The following is a 12,969-nucleotide window of genomic DNA, read 5'->3' as shown; positions in this document are numbered from 1 at the left end:
ATAAAAAAACTGAACCAAACGTCTATTTTTTATTCAAATGTGATAAATAGTAGACAATATGGACTAATTACTAATAGGATGGGGGTTCAGATCCTATAAAGTAGTAGTCCGTAAAGTAGTGTCTGCGTCTGCCGTTATAGTAAAGGTTAGGTATAAGAACATATATAAGAGTAGATAAGCTACTCTGTTATTCTTCCTTATATTGAACTAAAAATAGAAAGATAAAAAACGGTAGGCTTCAGAAATTGACTACACAATAATTATAAAGGTGGGTTTATGTTACGACCTCTTACATTGCTATCAGCAGCAGTACTAGCTACTCAAGTTAGTTACGTGGCAATGGCACAAGACGCTTCTACTAATGAAGATATACAGCCAGCCATTTCAGCAAGCGCAGAAAAATCAGCTGAAGAGTCGAATCGCTTTCAAACAGCCTTTCTAAAACGTCAAGTTGACCAAACCATGTCTGTGGGACGTGCGATTAGTTCTATTGCTGGTCACTATCCCCAGGACATCGTGTCTATTGTTGACATAGCCTTGGATACTTACCCCGATAAATATCGAGAGATTATCTTCGCCGCTATTTCAGCACAGCCCTCTTCTACGGAAGAAATTGTTCAACTGGCTATAGAAAAGGAAGTAAGCAGCTGCCCGAGTATTGTTCAGTTGGCAATTAAAGCTGAACCTACCTATGTTGACTTTGTTGTTCAGGCCGCCGCGGTATCAACGCCAGAAGAGCTTGATGAGATAGTTCGTGTAGCTGTCCTTACACAGCCTGATGCAGCAGACAGCATTGTTCAAACACTTTCGCAAGAACACCCTAACCGCATCGTTGAAATAATGACAAGTGCACTCAACGCAGTCCCTTTTGTTGGCGAGTATGTCGTAGATGCATTGCTGGCGGTATTTCCCAATGAAGCGCAAACGGTAGTAGAAACGGCGGTAAGAGAATCATCTCAACAGCGCGAACAGGTCATACGTATTTTAAACACGGCGCAGCATGCGGGTGTGTCTCACGATAAACTAAAAGAATATGCAATGTCGGCGGGTCTATCTGAAGAAGACTTTGATAGCGCGGTAGACAATTAGATTATTGTTTTAAAATTGACGTTCGATAAAAAAACGGTGTATTGATCAATTAATATTAGCAATCAATACGCCGTTTTTTTATCAGCTTACACGCTTTATCTTACCGACATTGAAAGCACCTGCGCATTCATGACGTAAGGCAAAGAGTTGCAATGCTCATTTTTTAAAAAGAATAGAGCTGCGCTGCCTCTTTATGAAGCATGAGCTCTGCTTTTAATAGGTCTACCTTTGCTTTGATCTCTTTGATCTTCGCCTTTATTTCATTTTGCGCCCTTGCATTGAGTACAAACATATCGCTATCACCGGCATCAAAACGTGTTTTCTCTACCTTAGAGAGTGTCTTCGCTAATTCCGCGTTTTCGCTTTGAAGCGACACAATATCTTTCGCTTGGCTCCAGTAAATCAGCGCTTGCTCAAAACGTTGTACTATTGATTGCTCGGTCGACGTCAGTTTATGTGAAAGCTCTCGTTGCTTAGACTGCAGTTGAGCACGTTCAGCTTTCGCCTTCCTGTTACCGAGGGGATAAGAAAAAGACAGCCCCACTTTGGTTTCAGTACCTTCCAGTGATTCAGATCCCGCCCCCACATCTCTGGCGATCGATGCCGTAAGATCGAGCTTGGGTAATAAAGCATTATCTGCCAGTGCCATTTTATTCTGCACAACTTGCTGCTCTAGCTTCATCACATCGAGTTCTGGGTGATTGCGTAGAGCGTTGCGAAGCGTAACCAGCTGACCGTTACCTATCCAGAAAGGCCACTTGATGTCGCTGGGTAGTTTATCGCTGTCGAGCGCAATCATGTCACCGTTAACAGAACGCCAGTAAAAAGATAGCATCTGTGCATGCATGTCTCTTTTTTGTTTAAGCTCGGCTAACGTTAACCGCTGCTGTAACAGGTTTGCTTTAAACTCCGTGAGCACAATACTGGCCAAGTCGCCTTTCTCTACGCGAGTAACTAAGGCATCTTCCCTTTCTGACGCTGTCGCCAGAAGTTCAGAAACCGCTTGTATTTGCAGAGCACTCTCATACCACGCTATATATTCACTCACACCTTTATAGATAAAGTCATTAATAAGGCTTGTGGCTAAGGCTTGCCACTGGGACGTGGCCAGGCCTGCATTTCTAAGCTCAGTTCTTCGCTTGTCTATCTCTCGGTTTTGTAACAACGACATAGCAACACCAACACTTGCCTCGCCGCCTGAGAGTGTGTCGTAATCGCCTTCATAAGAAGGAAAATCACCACCGGCAATGCGATACTCACCAAACACAGAGGCATTGTAATCCTCAATAGGATTCGTAAACCGCTGAGTTAAGTTCGTCCCGTCGTAATAACCAGAAACACGGCTTTTCGTTTTTTGTTCAATAAAGGGGTCAAAACTACTTCTGGCTATTTCTAGTTCTGCCGCAGCTTGATAATTACCTTCATTAATGGCCTGAACATAAGGGTGGTAATTCACCATGCTATCGATAAATTCTTCAATGGATGGCGCTTGCTTTGCGTCTGTCGACTGGGCATGTGCCCCAACACCACCAAATATAGACAAGGTCACAAAAGCAATAGCGGCAAGTGTAGTCCTTCGCACTACCATATAGATGCTCCGGCGTTTTTCGTCCCGTTTGATGTTGAATCTTGCGTAGGTAACGGCGGGAAGTTATTGAGCTGACGCCACATCTCATAGCCTAAGCGCACTTCTTCTAACAACACCCATGCCTTAACGCGACTCCCTAAACGTGCCGAACTTTCCGTTGGCCATGGAATATCTGATTCGTCCGGCTTTATCCACACGTTAAAGTCGCCGGTAGGATTAGCGACTGGCTCTACGTACACTACCTCACCACCGAACGTACCAATTGCGCTGCCGGGCCATCCACTAAATTGAAAAACCGGCCAGCCTTCAAATTGCAAGCGCGCTTTGGCGCCGGGCTTTACAAGCGGTGCGTCTAATCCTCTTACCGTAACGCGAACGCTGCGTTTCGCATCATCGGGAATAAACTGCCCTAAAATATCGCCCGCCTTTACAAACGTTGAAACGCCGCCAGACAACAAACGCACAACCGTGCCGTCCACCGGCGCGAACTTAGTTTGCGTCGATTGACGTGACAAGGTCATACTCACTTCATTGATTTCAGAAACAGACGCTGCCACCTTAGCCCGCAGCTCTTGTACTTTTATCTCGGCTTTTTCTACTTCCTTGCGCGATACCAGCCCCTGCTCTTCCAGAGACTTTTGACGCGCTAAATTGTTTTCAGCATTTCTTACTGCTGTTTCATTCGCAAGATTTTTTGAATTCGCGGCGGCTAGCTGTGACTGCAGTTTTTCAAGACGCTGCGCATCAATGTCAATGAGCGTTACGATAGGCTCACCGGCTTTCACTTGCTGCCCCTCTCTTACATGCCATTGCTTTACTTGGCCATCGACAAGCGCGTTAATGGGTTGGGTTCTGTCTTTCGGATCGAGGGAGTCCACCATCCCTGTGCCATAAGCCGTTTGGATCCAAGGCGTAAAATACAAAATCAGCGCTGCAGCAATTACCAAGAAAATGATAATGCCAGTAATAATTCTGTGTAACTTGGGCACTTTCAAAGAAGGCAGCGAAGTAATGTTGTCTAGAAAGCGACGTTCTGCGTTATTCACTTACTCACCCTCCTTACTGTTGTTTGAGTTATCGTTCTTATCAATTTGCACATCTACGCTGGTCGGCATCGCGCCATTGTTGTGCTCATTAAGCGCGGCGGTAGCGTTGTCGTGCAAATGAATCACACCGTCCAAACAACCAGGTATGGGCATATTGGTAAAATACATGATCGTGAAATTATACTTATCAAGGCGCTTGAGCAGTCGAGCTCGCATATCAACCGGAATAGCGTCGAAGTGCTGATTAAGTATAAGCAGTTTCGGTTTAGCGATAATGGCCGCTGCAAGTTTGAGCAATAAAAATTCAAGCGGCTGCAGCGGTGCGCCTAATACAGACACTTTGGTTTGAAGCCCGTCTGGCAGACTATCAATCACCTTGGCCATCTCTACCTCAACTAGCGCTGCGCGAATATCAGCAATACTTGCGTGCGGGTGCGCTAGCTTCAAATAGCGCTCAATAGAAACTTCTATTATTAACGAACGATCTAATATTGTTACCGCTTGCCTTAGCTCGTGGGTGTCATAGTCATTCAGGCTTAATTCGCCAAGTAAGATATCGCCCGACTTAACACGATCATATTGTTTGAGTAATCCAAGGAGCTGTTTTTGCACCCAGCTCTTGTCGGTTGTGACAAAATACTTCGTGCTTGGCTCAAAAATTACGTTAAGAAGGCAGTGGTCGCTGCCATGTTTTAATTCAACATCGTTAAACACAAGACGTGAAGAAGCAGGAATATGTTCTGAAGTATTAAGTTCTTCTTGAGGCATCGCCAACGCACCGCCGAGCTTTTCAGCAGCGCCATACAACTCATAATAAAGCTTCAAATATTGCGTAAAACGGGATAGCCCAAAAAATACCGCAGACATCACTAACTCAGCCGCAACAAGTTGACCGATTGAAAGCTCGCCCTGCACCACGAGGACACCACCAATACCCAACAAAGCGGCGCTGGCTACCGCGTACATCAACAAGAACATTACCACTTGTGAGAACGTATAATGAAAATGATTTCTATGTTTTTGCACGTAGTTGCTTATGTAGTTTTCCGTGCTGCGCCCCGCATATTCAACGTGATCGGCCGATTTGAAAAACTCATGGGCAATAGCGATGTCGTGTAGCCATTTCGCTGAGTCATATTTAGCGTGAGAAAGTTCGATGGCCGTGCGTTTAGCACCGCGGCCCCACAGTTTCCACACCGCATACATGGTAAGTACAAGTACAACGTTAAATGCAAACAACGCAGGATGGTAAAACGAGACCAATGTAAAACCCACCAGCATCTGAAGTACCAATGCAAAACCATCTATCATCAAAGACGGCATATTCTTTTGAAACGTCATAATATCGAAGTAACGCTGGGTAATACTGACGTTTTGACGCCCTTCAAAGAAACTATGCGGTGCTAGAATGGTTTTAAGGCCAAGGTCGGCAGTGAGTCGCGCGTATACCTTGCGCTCATAAAACTCCATCACCCTCATGCGAAGCGCACTAAACACACCCGAAATAAATAAGGTAAGGAATAATACAACGGCCAATATAACCACGGCACGGGTAGAGCCTATGTTGGCAATACTGTTAATAAGGGTTTGAACCGCGATGGGCACGGCGAGTGTCATTAAACTGATTGCTACGCCATAGGCGATAGCAACCCAAAAAAAGCCAGCCTCGGGTCGTAGTAGTGAAAAAAGGGTCTTTCTCGTTTTACGTATATCTATTGGTTTAGCCATAGTTATGTCTTCAATATACCGCTAGCTTAAAAATTGAGAAACGCGCCGCTTGTTCAAATATAAAGCAACGATATGTAGTGTATTGCATTACTTAGTTAGAATAAATCTGTTAAATTCTTCATACTTCATCGAAAATAATTGCGTTTTCAAATAATGGGGTCAGAGTACAGTTCTGCTTTCGACGACTTCAATAATCGAGTAACTGGTTAAAGTATGCATCATCTAAACTATCATCATCTATATTATTTTTATCTTGTCGCCCGCGAAGGCAGCATCGCAAAAGCTGCTAAATTACTTCACGTTACTCCCCAAACTGTCAGTGGGCAACTAAGTACTTTTGAAGACCAGCTTGGTTACTTGCTTTTCGATAGAATAAATAAGCGACTCTACCTTAACGCAAAAGGCAAAGTGACGTACCAGTATGCCAGCGAAATATTTCACAAAGGTAACCAACTGGCTGAAATACTTAACAATAGCGACGAAGTGAATACGAAAGAATTTGTAATAGGTATTACAAATGGTATTCCAAAAGTCCTTTTTTATGATTTTGTGCACGATACCATGCGTAAATTTTCCAATGTGAGGTTTGTGATAAGAGAAGATAGCTTTGATGGACTATTAAAAGAACTGGCCATTAACGCTATCGATTTCATTGTGGCTGACAGAGGAATTGCGCCGGGCACGCAAGTAAACGCAAACAGCTACTTCCTTGGTGAAAGTTCGCTAAGCTTTTTTGCCAAGCAACCGCTTTCTGGCAATCAACGCTTTCCTGAGTGCCTAAACCATATGCCACTTTTAATGCAGGGTAACACCTCGGGCATAAGACACGCTCTATCGAGCTGGCTAGCAACGGAGCAACTGTACCCCAAGATTGTGGCAGAATTCGACGATAGTGCCCTATTAAAACTCTTCGGTAGCGAAAACTTTGGTGTATTTTGCGCCCCCTCGGCGATAACCGAGCACGTGGAAAAACAATACAATGTACATTGTATTGGCAAAGCAGAGGCTTTAAGTGAGCGATACTACGCAATCACAGGCAAAAGCCGCGCAGAGTACACGCTGAGTGAGCATATTATTAGCGCAGCAAAAGAGATCTTTAGTAAGTAATTTAGCCTTTGCATTTTTCCACACAAAGCTCTACTTGCGATTCGCCGAAGCGATCATCAAGCAATCGATGCGCTTCCATTTTAACTTTCGACCAGTCGAAACGTCCGCGACCGATGTATGCATTTTCAGCGAGCGTCTCGACCATCTCAAAACACTCTCGATCAACCACTTTTTTAACCATTTCGAAGACATCCTATTCCCCAATATTTTATGGATGATATGACATTCGCTGTTTATCTGCCTTCAAATTTGGGTATCTCTCTATCGCATTTTGTATCGTGAGGAATAACAATGGGGTGTTCAAAACACGCTTTGAAAAAAAAGGGCAGAGTAACCACTCTGCCCTTTCGGTTGATTAGGCTGCAACGCCATCGTCAATATCTTGCGAATAGAAACTTAGCGTAAGTATCTTTTCCAACATAAAGCGAAGCGCGCCGTTTATAGGCATCAGCTTATCGCCTAGCTCATAGTCTATCTGTGCAATCCTTTGTCTGCCCTCTGCGATCATAGGCGGCTTTACCGAGGTAGCTTGAACGGCGCTATTTGCAGCGATATCATCTATCAATGGCGCCTTCGATGCGTCTGCGCGCTGGGGTTGTATGGCAATTAGCGCAGCAGCGTACTTATCAGGCACAGCTTGCTTAATAGTTTTGCAAACCGAGAGCGTGGCTTCTCCCGACTTTGTTTTATAACCCGCAGCACCAAACATACGGCAAAGACCAGGGCGGTACTCATAAATGCCGCAGTAACCTTCTGTACCATCCAAACTTAAACGCTGATATTGCTTGCAAGCAAAACCGCTGTAGTTTTCAAGTTCGTCAAACACTTGCTCGGCTTGCCCCGTGTCAAACAAGTGCAAGGCAAATGGCAGCATCTCTAATGGCGACACTTCAATGTCAGGTTTATTACAGCATGCACCGCATTTTTCTACACAGTTTAAAGACTGACTAGATTGAAACGTACTAAATTCTTGAGAGAGCGATTGGTAAACATCCATCACTTGGCTGGAAAGCTCACGCAGCCTATTCATAATGACTCCGCTAATAAAAGCAAACTAAAACACAAACATGTTCATGCGGTCTTATGTGGTAGGTAGCATGAACGCAATACTCTGTTCACTGATTTGGGTAACCAATTACACAGATTGCATTGGAGTAAGAAATGTACTCTGACCCCAATATTTTAAAGCATGCTTCTTCCCCGCCGGATGTGAGTAAGCTTGAGGCTTAATGGCAGGAGTTGAATTGGCGGAGATTTTATTTTGAATTTTGGAGTTTGGGAAGTTTTTTATGAGGTTGGATTGCGAAAAGACTGATGCTTTTCGCAACCCCAATTCTTGATTAATCGGCGTTGAACAGGTCTCGGCTGTATACTTTGTCTAGTACATCTTCGATATCGCCGGTTACGCGGTTAGCGACAATAACGTCAGAGATTTTCTTGAACTCTTCCAAATCGTTTACCACGCGCGAGTTAAAGAAATCAGCTTCTTTGAGTACTGGTTCGTATACTACCACCTCAATACCTTTCGCTTTAATTCGCTTCATGATCCCTTGAATGGCACTTGCGCGGAAATTGTCTGAACCGGTCTTCATGATAAGGCGATAGATACCCACAATTTTCGGCTTACGACTTACAATTGAATCGGCAATAAAATCCTTACGGGTGCGGTTTGCATCTACAATTGCCTGAATCATGTTATTAGGCACCTCACTGTAGTTCGCAAGTAATTGCTTAGTGTCTTTTGGTAAGCAGTAACCACCGTAGCCAAAGCTTGGGTTGTTGTAATGCTTACCAATACGAGGGTCTAAGCCTACCCCTTCAATAATTTGTTTGGTGTCTAAGCCATTGCGCTCTGCATAGCTATCTAGCTCGTTAAAGTAAGCTACGCGCATCGCTAAATAGGTGTTAGCGAAAAGCTTGATGGCTTCCGCTTCTGTGCTGTCGGTGAACAACACATCAATTTCTTCTTTTATTGCACCTTGCTGTAGCAGTTTTGCAAAAACTTCAGCGCGCTCACTACGCTCACCCACAATAATTCGGCTTGGATGTAAATTGTCGTACAGTGCTTTACCTTCGCGCAAAAATTCTGGAGAAAAGATAATGTTGTCAGAACCGAAACGGGCTTTTGCGTCTTTGGTAAACCCTACCGGTACAGTAGACTTCACTATCATCACAGCATCAGGGTTGATTTCCATTACTGTTTTAATAACCGCTTCTACACTACCCGTATTGAAGTAGTTGGTTTGTGGGTCGTAATCAGTAGGCGTAGCGATTATAACGTAATCCGCACCTTTATATGCCTCTTGCGCATCAAGCGTTGCTACAAGGTTTAGCTCTTTCGTCGTTAAGTATTCTGAAATCTCTTTGTCTTCAATTGGAGACTTCTTGTTGTTCAGCATCTCGACTTTTTCAGGGACCAAGTCGACCGCTTTCACTTCATTGTGTTGTGCTAGTAGCACGGCATTTGATAAGCCTACGTACCCAGTACCTGCTACTGCTATTTTGTAATTGCTCATTAACGATTCCATTTTATAGATAAGTTCCAACTTTTAAACTAGCTTGCATTTGATTTTATGAAGAAAACTCTTCTTTTGTTTTAACTGAAAAGTTCTCTCGCATAAGTGTTAGGTTAGGGCTGTATGCAGGGTCATGGTCAATATAATTGCCCCATCTCGTTTTTAAATATTGTAGTTCTCGATTAAACCTTGCTGCTTTTTCCGGCGCGTGATCTGTGCCTCTACTGACTGATTCATGATGGTATAACTCAGCTTCTGCACAGTAAACATTTCTTGCGCCAGTTTCTTTAACTTTAAGGCAAAAATCTACATCGTTAAACGCTACTGTCAAATCCTTTTCATTTAGCCCCCCTACCTGCAGAAATAAAGACTTTTTCACAAGTAAGCAGGCTGCAGTCACAGCCGAGTAATTTTGCGTAGCAATCAGTCGTTTTATATATCCTGGGTGATAGCGCGGGAAATATTTGTGTGCATGACCTGCACCACCGCCGTACCCCATAACTACCCCTGCATGTTGAATTCTGCCATCTGAATATAACAATTTGGCGCCAACACAACCTATATCCTCACGAACAGCGTGCCCTACCATAGCTGTGAGCCAGTTGGGGTCAATTACTTCAATATCGTTATTGACAAGCCCTATAAGCGTGCTTTTATTAGAAGCATGTTGCACGCCAAAATTATTGATAGCTGAATAATTAAATTCGCCTGGGTAACTCAACACTTTAATTTTGGGGTGTTGGTTTAGCTCATCAAAGTAATCTGTGCTTTCTTTTTCATCCGAGCCATTATCAATCAATAATATTTCATAATTTTGATATGTAGTTTTATCCAGAATAGATTCAATACAGGCTTTAACTAAGTTTCTCGCGTTTTTGGTAGGGATAATAAGTGATACTAAAGGTTCGGAAACTATGGGCCATTGTAGATGGTTTACGCCAAGCTCAGAGTTGAACGAAGGCACAGCAGAAGTGCAATCTGACAATATCTCTCTTATGTCTTCAAGGCTTTCATCCACTACGGCTTTGTTTGTTGCTCTATGTAAAAGTGTAAACGGCAAATGTTTTATAAGCAATTCAGGCTGCTTAAGCCACAATTCTGTCACTAAACCAGCTATAGTTTGTGATTTGACGGTATTTTGCTTAACCAGTTTGACCTTGCATTTCACGCCTGTAAAAACATATCCGGTGGAATATTGCAGTTCAGGATTCCAATCTGGTAAAAAATGAGGCGAAACTCTTCGTTTTTTCACGTCAACCCTGTCGGTGTCGCAGTATATTAAGTCAGCTTCCTCGCCTTTATTTGCAAATACTCTTGTCGTGTCATGAGTAATAGTGTCACCACTATTTAGGAAAAAAAGGAACTTATCATCATCTAGACCACTTACAGCGTCTACTAGAGTTGAGAATTGAGACACTTTTACTCCTATTGTCTTCTCGGTAACAACTCTGATATCTATTTCATCATTGCTCGCTTCTCTCAAACTTTCGAGGGACGTTGATAGACTTTTGTGGCCTAGAATAATAAAAGTGACATCTAAATTAGCTTCACCGCTGAATGCATTACTACTTAATATTTTGCTTTGATGCTTTAAGTATTCTCTATACAGCGCCATACGCTTCTTTTCAGATGGGAACCCATAAAATAATCCTGAGCGCTGTAACGAACGGCTATAAAACTCGGTGAGTTTATGATTACTCTTGAGCTTGTTTCTAACCGCTTTAGGTACTAACCCAACAGCCCCTTTAACTGTCAACATGGCCAACTTTTTCATACAGCTAATAAAATTCCTAACACCAATGCCCAATATCAATAAAAAAGCCGCAATTTTTTGCGGCTTTTACATCATATCATGTTTTAAATTATTCGGTATCAGCTACCTGTTCCTAAACGCTCACCTTGATAGCTACCATCTAATACCGCTTTCCACCAGCCTTCGTTTGCTAAATACCACTCTACGGTTTTACGAATACCGCTTTCGAACGTTTCCTGTGGCTTCCAGCCGAGCTCACGCTCAATTTTGCTGGCATCAATGGCATAGCGCATGTCGTGTCCTGGGCGGTCTTGTACGTAAGTAATTTGCTCAGCGTATTTGCTATCTTTTGGCTTAACTTCATCCAGAATTGAACAGATAGTTTGTACCACTTCTATGTTCTGTTTTTCGTTATGCCCGCCAATATTATAGGTCTCACCTATCTCACCGTTTAGGGCAACTACGACCAATGCACGTGCATGGTCTTCAACATATAGCCAATCGCGAATTTGGTTTCCTTTGCCATACACAGGCAACGGCTTACCAGCTAACGCATTTAGAATAACCAACGGAATCAGCTTCTCTGGGAAGTGATACGGGCCGTAGTTATTCGAACAGTTTGTGACTAGTGTGGGTAGCTTGTACGTTCGAAGCCACGAACGCACTAGCTGGTCGGAACTTGCTTTACTTGCCGAGTAAGGCGAGCTAGGCGCATAAGGTGTTGTTTCAGTAAACAGTGGAAGCTCTGTTCCTGGCTCGACTTCATCGGGGTGAGGAAGGTCGCCGTATACTTCATCAGTAGAAATATGATGGAACTTAAACCCTGCTTTTTTATCGCCCTCGAGTGCTGACCAATAGGCTCTTGCTTGCTCAAGTAATGTATAGGTACCCACTACGTTAGTTTGAATAAACTCGCCCGGGCCATCGATAGAACGATCTACGTGAGATTCTGCTGCCAAGTGCATAATGATATCTGGCTGGTGCGTATTGAAAACACGCTTTACTTCTTCAGCATCACAAATATCAACTTGCTCAAAGCTGTAGCGATCGCTATCTGAAACTGACGTTAACGACTCTAAGTTACCTGCGTAGGTTAACTTGTCTAGATTGACTACCGTATGGTCGGTATCGTTTATAAGATGGCGAACTACTGCAGAGCCAATGAAACCCGCGCCACCTGTTACTAAAATTGTTTTACTCATTTTCTTTTTACCAAAAAATAATCTTGTTCTTGTCGCTTACGCTTTCAATTCATCTAGCATGCTGGCTAATTGCTTACGCCAGTGCGTAGGTTTACACGAGGCAAATGCTTCGCGTGCAGTTTGTTTGTCTAGCACACTGTAATGCGGGCGTTTTGCTGGCGTTGGGTACTGGCTTGACGGAATAGGCAATACTGGAATTGATTTATCTAGCAGCCCTTTTTCAACAGCTAACTCTTGAATAGCTAACGCAAAGTCATACCAGCTTGCGACGCCTTCGTCAGTCCAGTGATAAATGCCTACTGTTTTGTTTTCGGCGGCCGAGACACACGCTTCAGCCAAACCCTTAGCCCACGTTGGCGTTCCAATCTGGTCATCTATTACCGTTAACTGAGGTTTTTCAGCCATTAAGCGCAACATGGTTTTCACAAAGTTGTTGCCGTGTGATGAATACACCCAAGCCGTGCGGATTAAGCAGCTTGCCTCTGGCAGAATTTCAAGCAGCGCTTTTTCGCCTTCTGCTTTCGACTTGCCGTAGGCACCTTGCGGTTCAATAGGGTCGTCAGTTAAATACGGCGAGCCTTTGTGACCATTGAACACATAGTCGGTAGACACATGCACCATAAATGCGCCATTAGCTTTACAGAAATTAGCCAAATTTTTAACGGCAACCATATTAATGGCATTACACGCCACAGTATCATCTTCAGCTTTATCAACAGCCGTATACGCAGACGCATTAATCAATACATCAACTGATAGAGGCGCTAACGTAGCGTCAATGCTATCGCTACTCGTAATATCAATATCATCACGCCCTAAAAACGTCACGTCGTGTTCGTTATTTTCTAGTTCACGAGAAAGCTCAAATGCTAGCTGCCCAGACTTACCTATAATTACAATATTCATTAATCACTAATACTCAATGAAAGCTAATTAAAAG

The 12,969-nt window shown here is 43.5% G+C and carries 11 protein-coding genes; 2 read left to right on the top strand and 9 right to left on the bottom strand.

The genetic code is table 11. The features are described from left to right. The first annotated feature begins 276 nt into the window (after positions 1-276). Complete coding sequence (locus GVO63_RS12355) at positions 277-1,089, top strand: hypothetical protein (RefSeq protein ID WP_159580251.1); 813 nt, start codon at positions 277-279, stop codon at positions 1,087-1,089. A 163-nt stretch (positions 1,090-1,252) separates the two neighbouring features. Here the strand turns inward: GVO63_RS12355 and GVO63_RS12350 are convergent, their stop codons facing one another. From GVO63_RS12350 to GVO63_RS12340, 3 genes are read right to left on the bottom strand one after another with little or no spacing between them, the layout of a single operon-like run. After that, complete coding sequence (locus GVO63_RS12350) at positions 1,253-2,677, bottom strand: TolC family protein (RefSeq protein ID WP_159580249.1); 1,425 nt, start codon at positions 2,675-2,677, stop codon at positions 1,253-1,255. Then, on the bottom strand, positions 2,671-3,723 hold the full coding sequence (locus GVO63_RS12345) for an HlyD family secretion protein (protein WP_159495310.1): 1,053 nt from the start codon (positions 3,721-3,723) through the stop codon (positions 2,671-2,673). Before GVO63_RS12345 ends, GVO63_RS12350 begins: the two co-directional genes overlap by 7 nt. After that, entirely contained in the window at positions 3,724-5,451 is a 1,728-nt protein-coding gene (locus tag GVO63_RS12340; RefSeq protein WP_159580247.1) for an ABC transporter ATP-binding protein, read from the bottom strand. Positions 5,452-5,664: 213 nt separating this feature from the next. Here GVO63_RS12340 and GVO63_RS12335 point away from each other — a divergent pair, with 213 nt between their 5' ends. Further along, a complete protein-coding gene (locus GVO63_RS12335; protein ID WP_159580245.1) occupies positions 5,665-6,558 on the top strand; it encodes a LysR family transcriptional regulator in 894 nt (297 codons plus the stop codon). Between the two features lies 1 nt (position 6,559). Here GVO63_RS12335 and GVO63_RS12330 read toward each other — a convergent pair whose 3' ends face one another. The 6 genes from GVO63_RS12330 to rfbD all read right to left on the bottom strand — a co-directional run bounded on the left by GVO63_RS12330 (position 6,560) and on the right by rfbD (position 12,935). Continuing rightward, on the bottom strand, positions 6,560-6,739 hold the full coding sequence (locus GVO63_RS12330) for a hypothetical protein (RefSeq protein ID WP_159580243.1): 180 nt from the start codon (positions 6,737-6,739) through the stop codon (positions 6,560-6,562). Between the two features lie 174 nt (positions 6,740-6,913). After that, entirely contained in the window at positions 6,914-7,588 is a 675-nt protein-coding gene (locus tag GVO63_RS12325) for a YkgJ family cysteine cluster protein (RefSeq protein ID WP_159580241.1), read from the bottom strand. Positions 7,589-7,898: 310 nt separating this feature from the next. After that, positions 7,899-9,086 carry a nucleotide sugar dehydrogenase gene (locus GVO63_RS12320; protein ID WP_159580236.1) on the bottom strand — a complete coding sequence of 396 codons (1,188 nt, stop codon included), beginning with the start codon at positions 9,084-9,086 and terminating at the stop codon, positions 7,899-7,901. Positions 9,087-9,129: 43 nt separating this feature from the next. Beyond that, positions 9,130-10,848 (bottom strand): glycosyltransferase, encoded by a 1,719-nt coding sequence (locus tag GVO63_RS12315; protein WP_159580219.1) that lies wholly within the window; start codon positions 10,846-10,848, stop codon positions 9,130-9,132. A gap of 98 nt (positions 10,849-10,946) precedes the next feature. Further along, the gene (rfbB, locus tag GVO63_RS12310) at positions 10,947-12,029 is read right to left on the bottom strand and encodes a dTDP-glucose 4,6-dehydratase (protein ID WP_159580211.1); all 1,083 of its coding nucleotides are present in this window, start codon (positions 12,027-12,029) and stop codon (positions 10,947-10,949) included. A gap of 36 nt (positions 12,030-12,065) precedes the next feature. Beyond that, complete coding sequence (rfbD, locus tag GVO63_RS12305; RefSeq protein WP_159580204.1) at positions 12,066-12,935, bottom strand: dTDP-4-dehydrorhamnose reductase; 870 nt, start codon at positions 12,933-12,935, stop codon at positions 12,066-12,068. Positions 12,936-12,969 lie beyond the last annotated feature (34 nt).

This window comes from Alteromonas sp. KUL106 (genome assembly GCF_009811415.1).
Lineage (GTDB): Bacteria > Pseudomonadota > Gammaproteobacteria > Enterobacterales > Alteromonadaceae > Alteromonas.
This window is presented reverse-complemented; position numbering and strand designations above follow the sequence as displayed.

What these genes read in the sequence shown, in the direction of transcription:
- GVO63_RS12330 (WP_159580243.1), bottom strand. Translation starts at nt 6,739, where the DNA reads ATGGTTAAAAAAGTGGTTGATCGAGAGTGTTTTGAGATGGTCGAGACG.
- GVO63_RS12350 (WP_159580249.1), bottom strand. Translation starts at nt 2,677, where the DNA reads ATGGTAGTGCGAAGGACTACACTTGCCGCTATTGCTTTTGTGACCTTG.
- GVO63_RS12340 (WP_159580247.1), bottom strand. Translation starts at nt 5,451, where the DNA reads ATGGCTAAACCAATAGATATACGTAAAACGAGAAAGACCCTTTTTTCA.
- rfbB (WP_159580211.1), bottom strand. Translation starts at nt 12,029, where the DNA reads ATGAGTAAAACAATTTTAGTAACAGGTGGCGCGGGTTTCATTGGCTCT.
- GVO63_RS12335 (WP_159580245.1), top strand. Translation starts at nt 5,665, where the DNA reads ATGCATCATCTAAACTATCATCATCTATATTATTTTTATCTTGTCGCC.
- GVO63_RS12320 (WP_159580236.1), bottom strand. Translation starts at nt 9,086, where the DNA reads ATGGAATCGTTAATGAGCAATTACAAAATAGCAGTAGCAGGTACTGGG.
- GVO63_RS12315 (WP_159580219.1), bottom strand. Translation starts at nt 10,848, where the DNA reads ATGAAAAAGTTGGCCATGTTGACAGTTAAAGGGGCTGTTGGGTTAGTA.
- GVO63_RS12355 (WP_159580251.1), top strand. Translation starts at nt 277, where the DNA reads ATGTTACGACCTCTTACATTGCTATCAGCAGCAGTACTAGCTACTCAA.
- GVO63_RS12325 (WP_159580241.1), bottom strand. Translation starts at nt 7,588, where the DNA reads ATGAATAGGCTGCGTGAGCTTTCCAGCCAAGTGATGGATGTTTACCAA.
- rfbD (WP_159580204.1), bottom strand. Translation starts at nt 12,935, where the DNA reads ATGAATATTGTAATTATAGGTAAGTCTGGGCAGCTAGCATTTGAGCTT.